The 19,153-nt window shown below is 61.3% G+C and carries 17 protein-coding genes; 4 read left to right on the top strand and 13 right to left on the bottom strand.

The window, feature by feature from the left end; translation table 11 throughout:
* Positions 1-33 precede the first annotated feature (33 nt).
* The 13 genes from JV551A3_RS19325 to JV551A3_RS19265 all read right to left on the bottom strand — a co-directional run bounded on the left by JV551A3_RS19325 (position 34) and on the right by JV551A3_RS19265 (position 15,726).
* The gene (locus tag JV551A3_RS19325; protein WP_133971222.1) at positions 34-1,392 is read right to left on the bottom strand and encodes a DUF1329 domain-containing protein; all 1,359 of its coding nucleotides are present in this window, start codon (positions 1,390-1,392) and stop codon (positions 34-36) included.
* Between the two features lie 9 nt (positions 1,393-1,401).
* Entirely contained in the window at positions 1,402-3,051 is a 1,650-nt protein-coding gene (locus JV551A3_RS19320; protein WP_235874609.1) for a DUF1302 domain-containing protein, read from the bottom strand.
* Between the two features lie 41 nt (positions 3,052-3,092).
* Positions 3,093-4,001, bottom strand: a complete 909-nt coding sequence (locus JV551A3_RS19315) for an NmrA family NAD(P)-binding protein (RefSeq protein WP_167494837.1) — start codon at positions 3,999-4,001, stop codon at positions 3,093-3,095.
* 87 nt (positions 4,002-4,088) lie between these two features.
* Positions 4,089-5,015 (bottom strand): SDR family oxidoreductase, encoded by a 927-nt coding sequence (locus JV551A3_RS19310; protein ID WP_133971226.1) that lies wholly within the window; start codon positions 5,013-5,015, stop codon positions 4,089-4,091.
* A 165-nt stretch (positions 5,016-5,180) separates the two neighbouring features.
* Positions 5,181-6,716 (bottom strand): AMP-binding protein, encoded by a 1,536-nt coding sequence (locus JV551A3_RS19305; protein WP_205125963.1) that lies wholly within the window; start codon positions 6,714-6,716, stop codon positions 5,181-5,183.
* Entirely contained in the window at positions 6,713-8,128 is a 1,416-nt protein-coding gene (locus tag JV551A3_RS19300; protein WP_133971228.1) for an aldehyde dehydrogenase family protein, read from the bottom strand. Before JV551A3_RS19300 ends, JV551A3_RS19305 begins: the two co-directional genes overlap by 4 nt.
* Before the next feature lie 198 nt (positions 8,129-8,326).
* Complete coding sequence (locus tag JV551A3_RS19295; RefSeq protein ID WP_133971230.1) at positions 8,327-9,301, bottom strand: AraC family transcriptional regulator; 975 nt, start codon at positions 9,299-9,301, stop codon at positions 8,327-8,329.
* 159 nt (positions 9,302-9,460) lie between these two features.
* Positions 9,461-9,691 (bottom strand): hypothetical protein, encoded by a 231-nt coding sequence (locus tag JV551A3_RS19290; protein ID WP_133971232.1) that lies wholly within the window; start codon positions 9,689-9,691, stop codon positions 9,461-9,463.
* Positions 9,692-9,805: 114 nt separating this feature from the next.
* Positions 9,806-10,369 carry a cupin domain-containing protein gene (locus JV551A3_RS19285; protein WP_133971234.1) on the bottom strand — a complete coding sequence of 188 codons (564 nt, stop codon included), beginning with the start codon at positions 10,367-10,369 and terminating at the stop codon, positions 9,806-9,808.
* A 74-nt stretch (positions 10,370-10,443) separates the two neighbouring features.
* Positions 10,444-11,799 (bottom strand): DUF1329 domain-containing protein, encoded by a 1,356-nt coding sequence (locus JV551A3_RS19280; RefSeq protein WP_133971236.1) that lies wholly within the window; start codon positions 11,797-11,799, stop codon positions 10,444-10,446.
* Positions 11,800-11,831: 32 nt separating this feature from the next.
* Positions 11,832-13,493 carry a DUF1302 domain-containing protein gene (locus tag JV551A3_RS19275; RefSeq protein ID WP_133971238.1) on the bottom strand — a complete coding sequence of 554 codons (1,662 nt, stop codon included), beginning with the start codon at positions 13,491-13,493 and terminating at the stop codon, positions 11,832-11,834.
* A 104-nt stretch (positions 13,494-13,597) separates the two neighbouring features.
* The gene (locus tag JV551A3_RS19270; RefSeq protein ID WP_133971240.1) at positions 13,598-14,713 is read right to left on the bottom strand and encodes an FAD-dependent oxidoreductase; all 1,116 of its coding nucleotides are present in this window, start codon (positions 14,711-14,713) and stop codon (positions 13,598-13,600) included.
* An 83-nt stretch (positions 14,714-14,796) separates the two neighbouring features.
* Positions 14,797-15,726 carry a beta-keto acid cleavage family enzyme gene (locus JV551A3_RS19265; protein WP_133971242.1) on the bottom strand — a complete coding sequence of 310 codons (930 nt, stop codon included), beginning with the start codon at positions 15,724-15,726 and terminating at the stop codon, positions 14,797-14,799.
* A 751-nt stretch (positions 15,727-16,477) separates the two neighbouring features.
* On the opposite strand from JV551A3_RS19265, the gene JV551A3_RS19260 reads away from it, so the two are divergent.
* The 4 genes from JV551A3_RS19260 to JV551A3_RS19245 all read left to right on the top strand — a co-directional run bounded on the left by JV551A3_RS19260 (position 16,478) and on the right by JV551A3_RS19245 (position 19,132).
* Positions 16,478-17,251 (top strand): fumarylacetoacetate hydrolase family protein, encoded by a 774-nt coding sequence (locus JV551A3_RS19260; RefSeq protein WP_205125962.1) that lies wholly within the window; start codon positions 16,478-16,480, stop codon positions 17,249-17,251.
* 92 nt (positions 17,252-17,343) lie between these two features.
* A complete protein-coding gene (locus tag JV551A3_RS19255; protein WP_205125961.1) occupies positions 17,344-17,709 on the top strand; it encodes a PaaI family thioesterase in 366 nt (121 codons plus the stop codon).
* Between the two features lie 110 nt (positions 17,710-17,819).
* Positions 17,820-18,812, top strand: a complete 993-nt coding sequence (locus tag JV551A3_RS19250; protein WP_133971246.1) for a fumarylacetoacetate hydrolase family protein — start codon at positions 17,820-17,822, stop codon at positions 18,810-18,812.
* Positions 18,809-19,132 (top strand): NIPSNAP family protein, encoded by a 324-nt coding sequence (locus JV551A3_RS19245; RefSeq protein WP_133971248.1) that lies wholly within the window; start codon positions 18,809-18,811, stop codon positions 19,130-19,132. The genes JV551A3_RS19250 and JV551A3_RS19245 overlap by 4 nt, the downstream gene beginning before the upstream one ends.
* Positions 19,133-19,153: the final 21 nt, after the last annotated feature.

The raw sequence follows: 19,153 nt of genomic DNA, 5'->3' as shown, positions 1-19,153 counted from the left end.
CATTTCCGGTGTGCCATGTCCACTTTTCCTTGCTCAGCGTATGCCTTCACCTGCGATGGCGTCCGGCGAAAACTCTGTATCCCTGTAACGCGGCATGATGTCGTAGTGGAATTGTTTGCGGTTGACCACGCCGTTCATGTAGAAAGTGCCCGACACGAGATCATTGAAGCCAAAGGGCAGGCTCACGACCCCGGGGAGGTCGGGGATGAGCATCGGAATGGCCCAAAGGGTTTTCCACAATTGCCCGTTCGCATCCCAGCGGTCGGCCAGCACACAGTTCCAGCTGTCTTCATCGCAGTAATAACGCGACTTCACCGCGGCGTGGCGCTGGCCCTGGCGTAGGTTCGCCTCCACTACCCAGACGCGGTGCAGCTCCCAACGCACGTATTCGGGTTTGAGGTGGTGCTCACCCAGCATCTCGTCGCTCTTGCCGGCCTTCCAATACTTGTTGCCGTTGTACGGAATGTACTTTTCCTGCTTGCCTACGAGGGTCCAGTCGAAGCGATCCAGGCGGCCCCACCAGACATCCGACTCGTCGAAGGTCATCAAGCCGCCGCTGAAAGGGGAGGGCGTGTCGCAGCAGGCATTGGGCAGCTTGCGCACGCGACGCTGACCGGCGAGGTACACCCAGGACTGATCCTTTGCTCCATCCAGGTTTCCGATACCGACGATCACCTCGCCGGCGCGCAGCGGTGGGCCGGCAGTACTCACCCGGGACTTGTAGTAGTCCTGCGTCTTGGAGAACGCTTCCAGGGAGCTGTCCTTGAAGTAGTACGGGTAATTGAAAATGGCAACGGCGTCGCTGATCAAGACGTTCTTGCCCGTGGCTGTGATCTGATACTGGTCCGTGTCAACCTTGTACGATTCACCCCGCCAACGAAGTACATGGTTCCACAGAACTTCGATCCCGGATTTCGGGACCGGGAACGGAACGCCCCCATAGACGTTTTCGGCCTTATCGCCTTGCAGGCTGCCGCGTGTGGCGTTCTTGAAGGTATTGTCGTATACCCACTGCGGCGCGGCCGCTGTGCGATGGGTGGGATACACCTCCAGCCGGTAGGTGTCCGGGTACTTCTTCAGCATCGCTTGTACGCCGTCGGTCAACTTCGCGGCGTATTGATCCATGTTCTGGGCGGTAATCGACAACAGTGGCTTTTCGGCTGCGAAGGGATCGCCGCGCTGCCGGCCAGGCTGGTCGCCCGGGAACGGAGTGGTGTAGCCACCGGTCCAGGCGGGAATCGTACCTTCTCGGTTGCCGGCTCTTTCAGCGCCGAGCGGGGTTAGCGTTGTCTTGAGTTGCTCAGCCTCTTCGGCGGAGACACCCGCCAGGGCAGGAGCTGAAATGAGCGCGCCGAATGCGGCGTTCAGCAGCAGATTGCATCGAGTTTTCATCCATCCCCCTCAGAACGTGCGGTTCACGGACAGCGATAGGAAGTCGCGGTCCTTGAGTGTTTGCTTGAACGACCCGTGACCATCTTCCGAAGCCAGCCCTTTGGGGCCGATGAAGTGGGTGTAGTTGGCGCTGAAGCGCCATACCTGCAGATAGGAACCCGCAATCCCGATGCTCACGTCACCCACATGGTTGCCGAGGAATGCGGTGCCCAGCGCCGAGGAGTTGCCCAGGCCATAGCCGATGCCTAGGGGGATCGACAGATCGGTGCCGGGGAACACCTGCCGGTAGCGCGGCTCATACACCATACGGATGTTCCAGGCGTCGCGGTCGGCGTTCGGATTGAGGGCGTCGGGGTTGCGAGTGATGCTGGTGGTTCGGTTCCAGGCAACTTCGCCGCTAAAGTCCGTTTCGTTTGCGAGGAAGTTCGGCGCCAGTGTCGCCATCCATGAAACCTGGGCGTGTGCAGTGTTGCCCACGGCATACAGGGGGTTGCTGTCGTTGTTACCCGTGCCGAGCAGATCCACCTGGGCATCGCTGGCCAATGGCTGGTTGCGGCGTACCGACACTTCGCCGGCAATATTGAACTCGCCAAAAGTGTGACTGGCGCTTGCACCGTAGGCCTGGATGTTCTCCGGATACACCCAGGCATACTCGGCGGGCAAATCTACACCGGGCGGCGTGCCGGGGAGCGCGCCGCGCAAATACAGCTGCGGCCCCTTGTCGTGGAACTGGATCGCATACAGACCGTAGTCCGTTTCACCGATGCGAAAACGCACCTGTAAGCCGCCTTGGCCGGAATCCTTGGCCTTTATATCCCGCCCTCGAGTCGCGTTGAATGGCCCGCCGAAGCGCATGATCTCGCCGCCGTCGCCCAGGATGTCCAGTGTGGAGAAATAGCTGCCCGAGGCTGGCAGGCGTTGCTTTTCCCAGCGCAACTGGTAGTAGGCGCCAATGGACAATCGCGGATTGATCTGCAGTTGTCCGGAGATCTGCTGGGTCGGTCGGACCAGCTCCTTGTACTGGGTGTTGGGAACAGACTGGGACTTGATGACGTCCATGGGGGCCTGACCGCCGGCGATGCCGTTGCTGCCGAAGAACAGGCTCTCGCCGTACAGCAACGCGTGACGTCCCAGGCGGAATGTCGCCCGGGAGTCGCCCATGAGGTCGAACCTGCCGAACACGAAGGCGTCCAGCAACTCCCCCTTGCGGCCATGGAGATCCCGTGTGGCGGAGGGAAATTCGTCGTAAGCGCGAGAGAGCTGGTTGACGGTGTCGGGGGAGTTGTTGTCGTTGCTTTTGTTGTAGACGTCGTCGTACCAAGCTGCGCCGCTGGCTCGCGCACCGAAGTTGCCATATTGGATATCCAGCTCCGACAGCAGGTCGGTACGATTGGAAATGAGACCTTTGCTGAAATTGCGGTCCCCGTCGTCGTAATTGGTATCCGAGATCAGCTTGGACAACGGTGATTTAAGCCGCCAGGCGGTGCTGTACTTCAGGGTGTTGTCCCAACGTAGCTTGATGTCGGAGTTCCCGGTATCTATCTGGAAGGCATATGCACCCGGACCGCCCAGGTCGCATGCAATGGCCGCCGCGAGTGCGCCCATGTGCAAGGTAAAGGAAGATCTGATGCACTTCAGTGCCCTGAAGTCATGCTTCATAAAAGTCCCCTTTCAGGTTGTTGTTGTTTTTGTAATGACGTTTACTTCGGCATCGCTGCCAGTAGCGCGGCAGCATGTTCCTCCAGCCATTGTCGGACCGTAAGCGGCTTGCGCCCCAAGGTACGTTCCAAGAAATTGTTAGGTGCCCACACCACCTCGTTGGCGCGTTCGTATTCGAAGAAGTCCCACAGCAATTGCCGCAGCTCGCCCATCGGCGCATAGGCGTCGAAGAACGCCTCCTTGCTGCCGTTGTAGGTGATCGTCTCTGCGAATACCTCGCTCATCAGTTGGGCAACATCGCTGAAACGCAGGAGATCCTGGCCGTTGTTCAGTGTGTGGAATTGGCCAATGTGGCGATGGTTATCGCAAAGGAGCAGGCGGGCTGCGGCTTCACCGACCTCACGCGGGTCGATGAAAGTGATCAGGCGGTTGTGCCAAATCAGCTTGCGTTGCTGCACCAGCGCCGCCTTCATCCAGAAGAAGTTGTCCATGAAGGTGGCACCGAGGTTTAGGTAGGTCACCGGCAAGTCGCTTGCGTCGAGGATGCGCTTGGCGATCGGATGCTGGACCGGCAGTCCAAGGAACGCCTGGCGGACAGCTTCTGGAATCCGTCGCGGGCTCGCCTCGGGCTGCAGGCCCAGAGTGCGCAGGATGTGAATGGCCGTTCCCGCTTCCTTGATGGCTGCGACCAGGTTGGTCATTGCTGGCTGCTCGTCGGTACCCCCCGGGGTATTGATGAAAATCCCCTCCATGCCTTGCACGGCGGGCTTGAGCGAGGCTGGATCGAACCAGTTCGCGCTGATGACTTCTGCGTCGGGGAAATGACGGCGCAGTGTTTCGCGGCCTTCCGGCCGGGTGCTGACCAAGCGCAACCTGATCTGCGGCGCGTGTTGTTGGAGATAGCGGGCCAGTGGGGTTCCGAGGTGGTTGGCTGCACCGAAGACCAGCACGCTACGGGGAATCGGCTTGAGATTCTCTGGGGCTTGCATTTGATTGCTCCTGCACTGGGAGAGGTGGCGGCGAGCCGCGTCACGAACCTACAGTTCGTCGTAACGCTTTCCTTTGCAGCGCTCGAACACCGACCAGAGCGTCTCGGGCTCTCTGCCCGTGATAAACTTGACGTGATGCGAAAGAATCGCGTGAAAGCCCTGCGCCAACGCAATATCCCCAGCCAGCATCTCGTCGCTGGCCCACATCGCGCCTGCCGGATTCTTGTCCATCTCGGGTGAGTAGGTGCGAGGGAAGCCGAGGGCGTCGAGCAGCGCAAGGCGCTCTTGCGGGGTCACGGGAACGTACTTGATGGGCGCGTTGTGGAACTCGGAGCCGATCCTTGCAAGATCGTGGAGGCTGATCAGCTCCGGGCCGGTGAGTTCATAGACTGCGCCGGCGTGGTACTCCGGGTTCAGCAGGCACTTCACCGCGCAGTGCGCCACATCACGTTTGGACACCGGCGCGATGATGCCGTCGCCCGCCGCCATCTGGAACTCTCCGACTGGCACGGCCGCGGCAATCACTACGTTGGTGAAGATTTCGGCGTAGAGAGAATCACGCAGCACGACATGCTCGATGCCGGACTCGCGCAGCAGTCGCTCAGTCTGGGAGTGATCCTGAGACGCCAATGAGGGGTTTCTGGGGTGAGTGCCCTGGAACGAGGTGTAAACAATGTACTTGATGCCCGCCCGCTTCGCTGCCGCGATGGCGTTACGATGCTCTTCGAGCCGCCGGCCGACGTTCAGGCTACTGATGAGCAGCAGGGTTTCGCCGCCCGCGTAGGCAGTGTCCAGCGATGCGGGATCCGTGAAATCGCCGTAGCGTACGCTGATGTTATCGCTAACACGGTGGGCCAGCTTGGAAGGCGTTCGCGTAACCAACGTCAAGGCGCGGCCAGCATCGTCTTCCAGCAGCAGATCGGTTACATACCGTCCGAGGTTGCCGGACGCGCCACTGATGACAATTCGACTCATCTGTCTTCTCCTAGGTTGCTGGGGTTGTCTCCGGCAAGGCCGGAGGTGTTGTGTGATGTATGTCGTGCACGATCCACCTGGGCCGCGAGCTGTCGCATGCTGGCATGCTCCGTTCACTGCTGCGTGCCATTGACTCGTTTCACGCCTCGTGTCTTGCCCCCTCCTTTAAGGTTCGAGCGTATGCAGCATTCGACGCAGAATCTTGCCCGTGCTGGTTTTGGGCAGGTCTTCGACGATCTGGTAGACGCGGGGCACTTTGTAAGCGGCCAGACGTGCCCGGCAATGCGCCTCCAGCGCTGCCAGGTCGACCTGAGCCCCGTGTCGAGGGACGATGTAGGCTTTGGCCAGCTCGCCCTTCACGTCGTCGACGACGCTGCCCACTGCGACGAGCGCGACGTCGGGGTGCTCCGCGATCACTCGCTCAAGCTCGGCCGGATAGATGTTGAAACCGCCGGTGATGATCATGTCCTTGAGCCGGTCCACCACGTAGAGGTAGCCGTCCTGGTCCTGGCGCACGAGGTCACCGGTGTGCAGCCAGCCGTCAGGGTCGATCGCGTCGGCGGTGGCGTCGGGCCGGCAGAGGTAGCCTGCCATCACCACCGGGCCGCGGATCTGCAACTCACCGACGCTCCCCGCAGGCAGCACTTGGCGCGCCCCATCGGTGGCTATCACCCGTGCCTCCAGGTGGGGCAAGGCAATGCCGATGGAGCCGTGGCGGGTCGGACCATAGGCACTGTGCGTGGTGCCCAGCCCGCCTAGTTCGGTCATGCCCCACAACTCGATCAGCGGGCAACCGAATACGGCCTCGACATCGCGCATCTTGGCCTCGGGCATTGTCTGGCCGCCGACAGTGCATCGGCTTAGCGACGACAGGTCGTATGCGCTGAGCCTTGGGAAGTTGAGCAGGTACATGTACATCGTCGGCACACCCTCGAACAGGGTCGCTCGGTGGGTCTGGATGCTATCGAGCACACGCTCGGCGTCAAACACCGGGTGCAGCACCAGCGTCATGCCGTAGGCGATGGCGGCGTTCATCACAATGTTGCCGTAGACATGGGAGCAGGGCAGGGCACTGACTACCGTGTCAGCGGCGCTGCGTACGTGCATCGTGGCCGTCATCGCGGTGTTCATCAGGATGCTGCGGTGGGTCAGTAGCGCACCTTTCGGATGCCCTGTGGTACCGGAGGTGTAGGCCACCGTGCAAGGCTGGTCCAGCGTGATGTACGCCACCGGGCACGTGCTGGCTGCGGTCTCCAGCAGGTCGTTGAAATCCACGGCGCCCGGTGGTGTTTCACCTCCGTAGGAAACGCACAAGTGCAGCTTGGTATTGACGCGAATCCGTGCCAGGCCGGCGATGCGCTCGTGCGAGCCCAATACTGCGACGGCGCCGCAATCGTTCATCGCGTAGGCTGCCTCGTCAGGCGTGAGCATCAGGTTCAGCGGATTGACGATGCCGCCGAGCTTCAGCACCGCGTAATAACCGATGATCCATTCTGGGCAGTTGGGCGAGTACAGTGACACGGTGTCGCCGGCCCTCAGACCGCGAGCCAGCAGCGCGGCAGCCAACATGGAAGACGCATCGTCGAGTTCGCGGAACGACCAGTTGCGTTCGTCGAACACCAGTGCGGTCTTGTCGCCGAAACGCTGGGCGGCCTCGCCGATCAGTGCGCCAACCGACGTCGACATCGCGGTGGCGCTCATGGCAGGACCTTGCGCATGATGGTTTGCACATTGCAGTATTCGGCCAGCCCGTGCAGCGAGTTCTCGATCCCCAGGCCTGAATGTTTGTGGCCGCCAAAGGCGATGTCAGGCGCGAACACATGTGCCTGGTTGATCCAGACCGTGCCGGCCTCGATGCGCCGTGCCACCTGTTCGGCCTTGACGATATCCTTGCCCCATACCGTTGCGGCCAGCCCGTACGGAGTATCGTTCGCTCGTGCGATGACCTCGTCGATGTCTCGGTATTTGAGCAGCGGCAGCACTGGGCCGAAGGCTTCTTCGGCAACAACGCGCGAATCCTCAGGAGGGTTGTCCACCAGCGTGATCGGGATGAAGTAGCCGGGCTGTTGTATCGGTTTGCCGCCGAGCAGGAATGTCAAGCCAGCTGCCTGGCTGGCCTCGAGCAGTTGCGAGACCTTTTCGAATTGCATCCTGTTCTGCAGCGGGCCCAGCTGCGTGTCAGCCTCAATGCCATTGCCCACCTTCACGTTCTTGGCGTAGGCCGTCAGTTCACGGGCCACGTCCTGGTAGACGTCCTCGTGTACGTACAGTCGCTTGCAGGCGACGCAGAACTGCGCGCTGTTGGCGAACGCGGCCCAGAACAGATCTTTGGCGATAGCCTTGGCATCCACATCGGGTAGCACGATGGCCGGATCATTGCCGCCCAGTTCGAGGGTCAGGCGCTTCAGGTTGACGGCGGCGCTCTGCATCACGTGGCGACCGGTCGCAGTGGATCCGGTGAACGAGATCTTGCCGATTGCTGGGTGTTCGGTGATCCACTGACCGAGCTCGTTGCCACCGGACAGTACGTTCAACACCCCGGGTGGCAATACCTGCTGCGCAAGCTCGCCGAACCACAGCGTGCAGAGCGGTGTGTGAGGTGAAGGCTTGAGGACCATCGTGTTGCCGGTGACCAATGCCGGGGCGATTTTCCACACGGCCAGCAACAGCGGGAAGTTCCAGGGCGTGATGGCGCCTATCACGCCGATCGGAACATGGCGGGTCACGACCTCGACGTCGCCCTGGCTGGACACCTGCTCTTCAAGCGATTGCTTGGCGATTTCACGCAACCAATGTATCGAGCCGCCGATTTCCCACTGCGCCCCGGCTCGGCTCTTGCCCTGCTCGGTGATCAGCAAATCGATGAAGGCTTCCTGGTTTTGCTCGATCAGATCGCCCAGCCGGGACACCCTGAACTGGCGCTCGGCAATCGCGCTGTTCGCCCACCCGGGGAGCGCTGCACGGGCTGCAGCAACGGCCTGCTCCAAGTGCTCGCGAGAGGCCAGTGGGACATTGCAGATGGGTTGTTCGGTGGCGGGGTTCAGTGCAGGCGCTGTTTCTGCGCAAAAAACGCGTTTGCCGTCGATCGTCAGTGAATATGGGGTATTTTTCATATTATCTCCCGTCCCACCAGTTATTGATCCATGGGCTGATTGGATGATAAGCGCAGCCGTTCGCTGTGACCGGCGGCGGCGTCCGCCATTGCGACGGATTCGTCCGTCGCCTGGCTGGAGAAACCGGCTTGTGCCGTGGCCTAGTGCACCCGCGACTGTGGCGTCGTGGTGCCAGGCGGTACTGACCGGGCTGTTCTTTCAGCTCGCACGGCGGCAAGACGGCTCGGCGTCTAACGAGTCCGGGGCATGGAAATAGCGGGAAGGGGCGACTCCGTGGTGGCGTTTGAACGCTCCGCGAAAGGCTGCATCCGAGGCGTAGCCAAGTTCAAAGGCCAGTTGCTTGAGGTTGGAACGCGACTCGCCGATGCGTTCGGCGGCGAGGTGCATTCGCCACTGCGTGAGATAGTCGATCGGTGTGGCTTCGACCAATTCGGCGAAGCGCGCCGCGAACGAGGTACGAGACATCCCGGCCTCGCCCGCCAGTGAACCGACCGTCCACTCGGCACCCGGCTCCCGGTGAATGGCCACCAGGGCCTTCGCGATGCGCGGATCGGCCAGGCCTCGTAACCAGCCGCGGCCGCCCTTCGATTCACTCAACAGGTGCGAGCGGACCATGCTGACGAATATCAGTTCTGCAAGCAGGCGCGCCGTGGCGGTGTAGCCTCCCTGGCCGGTGTTTTCCGACAGCAGGAATTCAATGGCGGGCCGCATCCAGGGGAGCCGGTTTGAATCGCCGCGCAGCACGATGCAGGGTGGCAGCGACATGATCAGCGGGTTGAGTTGCCCGTTGGCGAGCCCGAATGAAAGCCCCAACAGACGGGTTTCCACGCCACCGCCGCCCCACCTGAAATACACAGGACCCTCCGGTTCGCGGTCTGCCGAGAAGGCTGGGAGGCCCTGCGCAATCCAGGCTGAAACCATGTCTTGTGGGCGGGCGTCCGGTTCGCACAGCAACTGGTAGGCCCCTCGGACCAATGCCATGTCCCCGACCCCCAGCCGTATTCGTGCGTGGCCCGGCAATCGCAGCCAGCAGGGCTCCCCTTCGATGACGCCAATTGCGGTGGGGATACCCTCGATCTTGAAATTCAAGCCCCACGGATGGGATAGCCGCAGCGTACCGACGGCGGTGTAGCGCATCTTGATTGATTTGAGAATCTCGCTCAGTGCGTCCATAGACCAGTACCAATGAACATTCGAACATCGGGGGATGAGCGAGCACGACCAAGTTCTGCGCCATGTTCGCGTTCGCCGTTGGCTCGCTGCAGTTCGTGGCTGCAGGTGCGCCAACAGCGAACCTGATTACTGCAGCAGGCATACCCTTTTGGTGATCCGTCAAAGCTGAGTTCGTGTGCTTTGCAGCAGCGCGCCGACGAGCAAGGTAATCGCGAGCGGCGTCAACAGGGCAATGGCCACTAGGGTCAGCCGTAAAGCGACAGGGACACCTGGCATTTTCCATCCGACGTAGACGCCTGCGGGCGGGAAGATCAGTGTCGAAAGAACATACCCCCGATAATTCAAACCGTACTTTGAAACCATCGCGTCGATCTTATCCTTGACTGCCATATGACACTCCCAAAGCGGCCAGGCGCGAACCGAACCGTGGCCGGGATCACGAGGGGGACTGTCGCCGACGAAGGTGCTCGTGGCAGCTTGTTGGCGACATCCCGTACGGCTCGCTCAAAGCGGTTCGTCGGGCACCAGATCGAGTAGCACGAACGCCATGCGACAGACCTTGTCCGAGCGGTTGGACCAGCTGTGGTTGGTGGCGCGTTGGATGAGGATATCGCCGGGCTGCATCAGCACTTCCCCCTCGTCCATCATCGCGTAGATTTCGCCTTCGAGCACAATGGCGTAGTCCAGCGATTCGGTCTTGTGGAACCAGAAGTGGCGTGGATTGCTGTTGTCGCGCACGCCATTCTCGTCGAGAAATTTCTGCAGTGCGTTCAGGTCGTAATGCGAGTCTGGTGGGAAATCAGCTACCCGCAGCAGCGAGCCGCCGGCTGAATGGAAGCCGAAGCTGTGGCCTGGCGGTGCCGGTTCGTCGCCGGGGGCGCGTGCCCCGCCGGTGGCCCAAAGTACCTGCGCCAGCGGTTTGCCGGGCTGGTTCTGCACATTCGGCGTGTCGCCATCGGACTGGATGTAGGATTGGCCCTGTGCGTTGACGCCGGTGACGATGCGCCGAACGGGACGGTACTCAATCTGGGCTGTTGCAGCCGGTTTGGCTTGGGTTTCTGTTGTCATGTGGGTATCCCAGGGTGATGTTGTGGGGAAAGGGAGGCAAATGGGCATCGGTGGTCGCCGATGCCCGCGGGTGGTCAGCGCACGCCTGTGCCGGCCATGCTTTCCGGGGCGAAGTACGAATCCCTGACACGTGGCGAGGCGATCCTGTAGTGCTGCTTGGACTCGGCCGCCACTTCTGCGGCCAGGTAAGTGCCGGCCTGCAGGTCGTAGATGGTGAAGCCGTTAGGCACCACGCCGGGCAGGTCAGGAAGGACGGTTGGCGTGGGGTAGAGCACACGCCACAGTTGACCCTTGGCGTCCGAGCGGTCGGCCATCACTGGAATCCAGGTGTCTTCGTCGAAGTAGTAAGTGGACTTGGCGACCACATGGCGCTTGCCGGGTTTGAGCGTGGCTTCCACCACCCAGACGCGATGGAGCTCCCAACGCATGTAGTCGGGGTTGATATGCTTGGGACCGAGCAGTTGGCTGTCCTGGGTCGCGGTCAACGTGCGGTTGGAGTTGTACGGGATGTACAGTTCCTTCTTGCCGACGAGCTTCCAGTCGAAGCGATCGAGCTGCCCGGCACGGACTTCGAACTCGTCGAAGCTGGCCACACCGGCCAGGGCTGGTGTCGGTGTATCGCAGCAGGCATAGGGCAGCTTTCGCACGCGGCGCTGGCCGACCAGATACACCCAGTTGTTGCTGTTGGCCTCGTCCACGGTTTGCTTGCCGATGATCGCTTCGCCCGCGCGGATTGCCGGGCCTTTGGTGTCAACCCGTGTGTTCCAGTAGCTGGTCGTCCCGGCACTGGGTGTAGTGTTTTCCTTGAAGTAGTAGGGCGCAGTGTTGTACTGGACGATATCGCTGAGCAGCACTGGCTTGCCGTCCGCCGTCACCTGATAGTTGCGAGCCTCCTTGACCCAGGATTCTCCGCGCCAGCGCACCAGTGAGTTCAGCACGACTTGTTCGCCGGTCTGCGGGATGGGGAAGGGAAAACCGCCATATGCACCCTGTGCATACACTCCTGAAGCTCCGGTGGCCAGCGTGGCGACGGTCGCGTTCTTGAACGTGTTGTCATAAACGTACTGAGGGAATGCGGCGGTGCGGTGGGTCTTGTAGACATCGATGCGGTAGGTCGGGTACTTATCCAGCAGGGCCTTGACGCCGTCGCTGAGCTTGTCTGAGTGCTCGCCGACGTTCTTCGCGGTGATACTGAACAGCGGTTTTTCATCGGCGAAGGGGTCGGGGCGACGGCCTTCGTAGACGACCTTGGGGTCGACCATGCCGCCTGTCCAGGCGGGGATAGTGCCGTTCTGGTTGCCGGCCTTCTGGGCGCCAACCGGGGTCAGATCGCTTTGCAGTCGGGCCGCTTCCTGTGGGTTGACCTCGGCATAGGTCGCCGCAGTAACGGAGGTCAGCGCCAGGGCAAGCGCTAGCTTCGTGAGTGTCATCTCGTGTACTCCTTGAGTATCAGGCGGTCGAATCAGAACGTGCGGCGTACAGACATCGCGACGAAGTCGCGGTCTTTGAGGTATTGGCCGTAGCCGAAGGTCGGGCTTTCCCCGGCCAGGAAGGGTCTTTCCGGGCCGAAGAAGTGGTTGTAGGCAAGGCTGAAGTTCCAGGTGCCGAGGTAGTTGCCATTGACTCCGACGGAGAAATCACCGCCACCCTCGGCGGGTAGCGACGGCCCCAAGGCCATTGAACGAGAACCCTTGGGACTGTAGCCGACACCGATTGGCACGCTGAGGTCCAGGCCCGAAAGCACTTGACGGTAGGTCGGCTCCAAAACGAAGCGCACAGCGCTGGCATCACGCGTGGCGTTCGGGTCGATCGCCTCGCGGTTCTTGTCTACCGATAACACGCGGTTCCACATGTATTCGCCGGTGAACGTGGCTTCCCTTGCCAGTGCAGTGGATGGCAGCGTCCAGATCGTGCTGATGTTGAAGTGCGCGGTCTTGCCCGTGGCATAGGCGGGGTGGTGGTGGTTGTCGTTCACCAGCGACGTGCCGGTGAGCAGGCCAAGATCAACGCCGCCGGACGTTGCCAGATCCTGGTTGTGGCGGATCGAGGCTTCGGTCGATACCTGCATCGGGCCGAACGTATGCGAGGCGCTGGCACCGAAAGCGGTGATGCCTTCGTTGTAAACCATACGGTAGCTGACCGGTGCGATGACGGGTGCGCCGCTCGAGTCCGTCAGCACGCTGCCGTCGGGCAGGTGGCGCAGTCCCAGGTTGCTGATCAGCTGATGGGTCTTGGAGTGGAAGCGCACGAGGTACAGACCGAAGTCGGTGTCCGCGTACGTGAAGCGCAGTTGCAGGCCACCTTGTCCGCTGTTCTTCGCGTCCTGGTTACTGATGCGGTGGGATGTCAACGGGCCGAACAGCATCTCCTCGCCGCCCTCCGGCTGGAAATCCAGGCCAGAGAAGTAGCTGCCGGCCGCAGGCAGGCGGCTGGCATCCCAGCGCAGCTGGTAGAAAGCGCCGAGCGACACGTTATCGGTCAACTGCCACTGCGCGGAGATTTGTGGAACCGGCAGGATGGCTTCCTTGAACTGCGTGCCCGGCACCGAGGTCAGCTTGATCACGTCCACCGGGGCCATCGCCCCGGCGATACCGTTGGCGCCGAAGTACAGGGTTTCGCCCCATTGCAGTGAGTGCTGACCCAGGCGCAGGTTAAGGCGGGTCGAGCCGATGTCGAAGCCACCGAACACAAAGGCGTCCAGCAGCTCGGCTTTACGCCCATGCAGGTCCCTGGTGTCGTGGGAGAATTCGTCGTAGGCACCCTGGGCCCGGTTCGAGGTGGCTGGGGAATCGTTATCGTTGGACTTGTTGTAGACATCGTCGTACCAGCCAGCGCCACTGATGCGGAAGCCATAGGACTGCTTGTAGACCAGGTCCAGCTCACTCAACAGGTCGAGACGGTTGGAAATCAGGCCTTTGTCGAAGTTGCGATCGCCATCATCGAAGTTGCTGGCGAACGGATCGCCGGAGGTCAGCCCTGCGCTGCGATCCTTCACCCGCCATGCGGCGCTGTATTTGACGGTGTTGTCCCACCGTACGTAGAGGTCCGGGTCCGCTGTATCCAGTTCGAAGGCGTATGCGGAGTGGGATCCAGCGCATGCTGCGGCCAATGCCAGCACACGCATTTTGTCATCTAACCTGAGGTCTCTTTTTGTCATTGTTTTTCTCCGGTGTGTTGTCGATGGGGCCGACTCCTTGAGGGCCTTGGGGCGGCGAAATGCGGGAGTGCTTACATGGGCTCCCCAAGGAATCGATAGGTGTCCAGCAGCAACGCGGCAGACTTCTCTGCATTGCCAAGGGGATCGTCCCGCTCCCATTGGGAGAGTTGTCGCGAGGCTTCCCACACGCGCTTGACGCGTGGGATACGGCGGCGGCTGTATGCCTCCAGTGCGTCCATGGCTGTGCCGGGGGCGCTCAGGCATTCGGCAAGCACCACGGCATCCTCGATGGCCAGGCCACCGCCAGAGGTAAGCTGGGGGGTCGGCGCGTGCGCGGCGTCGCCCAACAGGACCACTCGGCCTCGATGCCACCACGGACCTGGCATGAGACGCACGTCGAAGGGGCGGAACAGGACTCGCTCGGGGCCAGTTACCTGATCAAGGGCAGCGCGCACGAGCGGTGCGGAGTATTCAGCCAGACGCTCCCTGAGCAACGTATCCAGTTGGTCATCCGGCATGTGCAGGTGCTGCTGGCTGCCTTCGAGGAAGAACAGATAGCAGGTGTCCTGGGCTGTCGGAATGGCACCCACGGCAACGCCCTTGTTGTTACGGAACAGGAAGAATCCATCGTGATCGGGCTGCCGCGGCGCCGAGAAACGCCATCCGCTCTGGCCCACGAATTCAGGTTCGAAGTCAGGGCCGAACACTTTGCGCCGGGTCTTGGAGTAAGTGCCATCCGCGGCCACGACGATGTCGTACTCGCCGCGAGAACCGTTGGAAAAGGTGACTTCGACGTGGTTTGCGCGCTCTTCCAGCTCCGTTACGGTGACGCCGAATTCGATTGTCGCGCCAGCCGCTATGGCGGCGCTTTCCAGTGTGTGTGCGAGGTCTGGGCGGCGGATCCCGATCCCGGGGGGGGTGGGGTTTACTGCCGTCTGGTTCCCTGCGGCATCGAATTGGCGGAACCGCTCGAACAGCAAGCCGCTTTCCAGGCAATGGCCATCCAGCTCGACCGCTCTGAGCGCGCGCAGCGTGTTGTGTAGCAGACAGATGCCCGTGCCGGCAGCAGAACTTTTCGGTGCGATGTCCACGCAATGCACGCTGAGACCGATTCGAGCCAGGGTATAGGCGGCTGTGGCGCCGCCGATCCCACAACCCACAATCAGAACTCGCTTCACATCCGACATGATTTTGTCTCCTTGTTTTTATTGTGTTTTGAAGCCGACCGGCTCAGTTGACGATCTGTGCCCGGCCTGTCAGGGCGCGGCTCTTAGAAGGCGACGTCTTGCGAGCCTTTCAATTTCAACCGTTCGCGCACATCGTCAGGTGTCGCGATTTCCATGCCCATTTCAGTCAGGATCCGGCGTACCTTGCGGACCTGTTCTGCGTTGGAGTTCGCCAATTCGCCGCGGCCGATGTAGAGGCTGTCTTCCAGGCCGACGCGTACGTTGCCCCCGACGATTGCCGACATGGTTGCCAGTGGCATCTGACTCTTGCCAGCAGCGAGAACGGACCAGTGGTAGTCACTACCGAACAGGCGATCGGCAGTGCGCTTCTGGTGCATGAGGTCTTCGGCATGGGCGCCCTGGCCACCGCGCAGGCCGAAGACGCTTTGCACGAACAGGGGCGGTTTCACCAGGCCGCGCTCAAGGAAGTAAGCCAGTGTGTAAAGGTGGCCGACGTCATAGCACTCGAATTCGAAGCGGGTGCCGCCCTGGTTGCCGATGTTTTCCAGAATCCACTCGATGTCCTCGTAGGTGTTGCGGAAGATCAAGCCCTTGGTGGATTCCAGGAAGGGTTTTTCCCAGTCGTGCTTCCACTCACGATCCCTCTGCGCCATTTCCGACAACACCAAGTTGAGCGAGCCCATGTTGAGCGAGCACATCTCCGGTTTTAGCGCGTGACCGGCCTCGGCACGCTCGGCGATCGGCATGCTGGGGCCGCCGCCGCCGGTGGAGATATTGATGACGGCGTCAGTGGCCTGCTTAATCCGGCCCACGAACTGGCGAAAGACGTCGGGGTTACCAGTGGGTTTACCGGTGACCGGATCGCGAGCGTGCAGGTGGACGATCGCTGCACCGGCCTCCACGGCCTCGATCGACTGCGCTGCAATTTCTTCCGGTGTGACCGGCAGAAACGGTGACATTGATGGCGTGTGTGCACCGCCTGTGACAGCGCAGGTGATGATGACCTTGCTCATTGGCTTTCCTCGCATCGCAAACATGAGGTGAAAAACTGTGTTGTGATCAGCCTGGAAGGCTTGGCCCTTCCAGACCTGTGGGCACATAGGCGCAAGCGATGCGCCGCTGGCCGGTAAGGCTGGTCTATCTCGTTAGCTTCGCATCATTAGTGATACTGTACGTATCGTTTTGTGTTTATAGGCGTCGTTTGTATTTCTGTCAACAGCAGTGGGGTTAACAAGCTCAAATAGCCTTTATTCTTGGAGTTGTTAGCCATTTGATCGTCTTTTAGACAACGATACGGATCGATATTTGACCGTTGACAAGCCGAGGACGTGAGCCTATAAACAAAAAACGATACGACTCGTATCAAATAATGGCTAAGCGAACGATGCCGCAGTGCGCGGAAGGAAGTGTGTGCTGGGCTGCGCCTATTGGGGGTGGTCGATGGGGTGCAGGCTTCAAGACGCAGTGATGGGGCGGTGGTGTGTCATCAACGCCCCGATTTTGACCTTAACCTGAAGGGGAAATACGCAAATGAAATTCGGCCGCATTTCGAGAGAGAGTCCGGATGGACCGATTGCCCGGTTGGTCGTAGTAGAGCCAGAGAAGGGCCGAGTAATCGATTTGGCCCGAGCCGCAGCACTGCACGCGAAGGCCACTTTTCATGCTGGCGATGCAGCTGCCGTTCGGCTCGCGCAAGCGCAGTTTCCAGGCAGCATGGCGCAGGCGCTAGCGAATGGCAGCAACCTAGTCGACGCGGCGCGCACTGTGATCGAAGGACGTTTCGGCGATGAAGCGTCGCTGCCGATTGGCGACGTTACCTGGTTGCCGGCCTCTGATCCACCCGTGCTGCGTGACGGCCTCACTTTCATCGGCCATATCAAGGGCTGGCACGAGCGTATGGGGCGTGATGTACCGGAAAGCATGCTCCTGATTCCCGGCTTCACCAAGAACTCGGCCAGCACCGTGATCGGTCACGACGCGGTAGTGCCATGGCCAGGCTACATCACCGAAAAGATGGATTACGAGCTGGAGCTGGGCTACGTGATCGGCCGCCGCGGTTCCAGCGTGCGTCCGGAAGAGGCGCTCGACTACGTATTCGGCATCACGCTCTACAACGATTTCAGCGGTCGCGGGCTGCAGCACAACGAACTGCCGATTGGCATGGGCAGCACCAAGAGCAAGGATTTCGCCCACGCCATCGGCCCGTGGATCACCACGCTGGACGAGTTCGAGGACCTGGACGCGATTTCGATGGAAGTGCGCGTCAACGGCGAAACCTGGGGCAAGGGCAACAGTGGCGGGAAGCTGTGGACCGTGGCTGAACTGGTCGCCTATGTCTCGCTCGGCGAAATCATCGAGCCGGGCGATGTGATCGGTTCGGGCACCATGGGTGGCGGTTCGGCGCTGGAGCTGGGCCGTCAGCTCGAGCCGGGCGATGTGGTTGAGCTTGAAGCCGACAACATCGGCGTGCTGCGTACCACCATGGGCCAGAAGGAGGAGGGCTTGTGGTGGCCAACGCCGCGACAGCCCTTCATGTAATGCCGGTGCGCGATAACCCGACCCGCGCGTTGGTCGCGGGCGCAGTGGCCGGGGGGCGTTGCAATGTCCCGCTGGACGCCAATCCGGCCCTGGTGAGTCTGGGTGCCGTACTGGCGGAGGGTAGGCCAGGAGCGCTGCAGCTGCGCTTCGAGGCTCCGCCATCCAGCACCCAGGGTAACGGTGTCGTTTCTGGCGGCACTCTGGCGAGCATGCTCGACATCGCGATGGCCATGGCTGTGCTGTCGGTCCTGCCGCCGGGGCGTACCTGCGCGACGACGAGCCTGTCGGTCAACATGATCGCTGCTGGCCAGGCCGGGGCTTTCCTGGCCCGGGCCAGTGTTGATCGCAGTGGTCGCAGCGTGGCCTTCGCTCGTGCAGATTTGTACGACGCCGACGGGCAGCGGCTACTGGCCACGGCATCGTCCTCCCTCGCGCTGTTCGACGAGCGGCCGGCTTAACCTGCCGGGGCCAAGGGGCTGGGAAATCTGGTCCCTTCTTGCCGGCGATCCGGCTCTCGCCATGGGCACGTAGTCGTTCGAAAGTCCGAATTTCAGGAGCAGAAACACTCATGAAACTTGCAAGTCTTAAAAGCGGTGGCCGTGATGGCACACTGGTTGTCGTTGACCGCAGGCTCGAGCGCGCCGTGCGTGTGCCGCATATCGCCACCACCCTGCAGCAAGCGCTTGAGCGCTGGAGCGAGGTCGCCGCGCCGCTGGCGTTGGTGACACAGGAATTGGAAGCCGGGGTGCGCGCCGATGCCTTCGCTTTCGATACTTTGCAGGCCGCCAGCCCGCTTCCGCGTGCCTACCAGTTTCTCGATGGTTCGGTGTATCTGCACCACATGGAAAAAGCGCGCAAGGCGCGTGGCGCGGCGATGCCGCCGAACTACAAGACCGACCCGCTGATGTACCAGGGCTTGTCGGATGCTTTCTGCGGTCCGCACGATCCGTTGCTGTTGCCCGACGAGAGCCTTGAACTCGACTACGAGGCCGAGATCGCTATCGTTACCGACGAAGTGCCGATGGGCACGACGGTGGAGCAGGCATCGAGTTACATCCGGCTCGTCATGCTGCTCAACGACTACACACTGCGTGCGTTGACCCGTACCGAACTGCCCAAGGGCTTCGGCTTCCTGCAGGCCAAGCCGACCAGCGCGTTCTCGCCGGTTGCGGTGACGCCTGATGAGTTGGGTGCGGCCTTTGACGGCGAGCGCTTCACGCTGCGTGTGCGCTCCAGTGTGAACGGGCAGAGGATGGGCGAGCCCGACGCTGGGCGCGACATGTTCTTCACCTATCCGCAACTGATTGCTCATGCGGCGCGCACGCGCACGCTGTCGGCCGGCACGATCATCGGCGCCGGGTCGATTTCCAACCAGGACGAGAGCGTCGGCTTCGGCTGCATCGCCGAGGCACGCATCCACGAGCAAGGCGTGCACGGCGCACCGCGTACCCCCTGGCTGCGCTTCGGCGACCGTGTGTGTATAGAGGCATTCGATGTGACTGGCGCCTCGGTCTTTGGTGCCATCAATCAGGTCATTGAAAAAGGGGTGAGGTCGAAATGATCGTCGAGCACCGCATCTACACCACCCACCCAGGGCAGGTGCATGAGTACCTGGCCTTGTACGAGGCAGAAGGCCTGGCGATCCAGAAGCGCATTCTGGGGCGCATGGTGGGGTACTACCGCAGCGAAATAGGTGGGCTCAATCAGGTCATTCATCTGTGGGCCTACGCCGACCTCGCTGAACGTGATCAGCGCCGTGCGGCGTTGCTGGCCGATGAAGGCTTCAGGCACTACGTACGCAAAATCACGCCCCTGCTCGCGGGCCAGGAGTCTCGCATCCTGGTGCCTGCGCCGTTTTTCACGCCGACCTGGCAGGACTGAGTTATCCAGGCCCAAACCATA

It is taken from the genome of Pseudomonas inefficax (assembly GCF_900277125.1).
In the GTDB taxonomy this organism is placed as follows: Bacteria; Pseudomonadota; Gammaproteobacteria; order Pseudomonadales; family Pseudomonadaceae; genus Aquipseudomonas; species Aquipseudomonas inefficax.
This window is presented reverse-complemented; position numbering and strand designations above follow the sequence as displayed.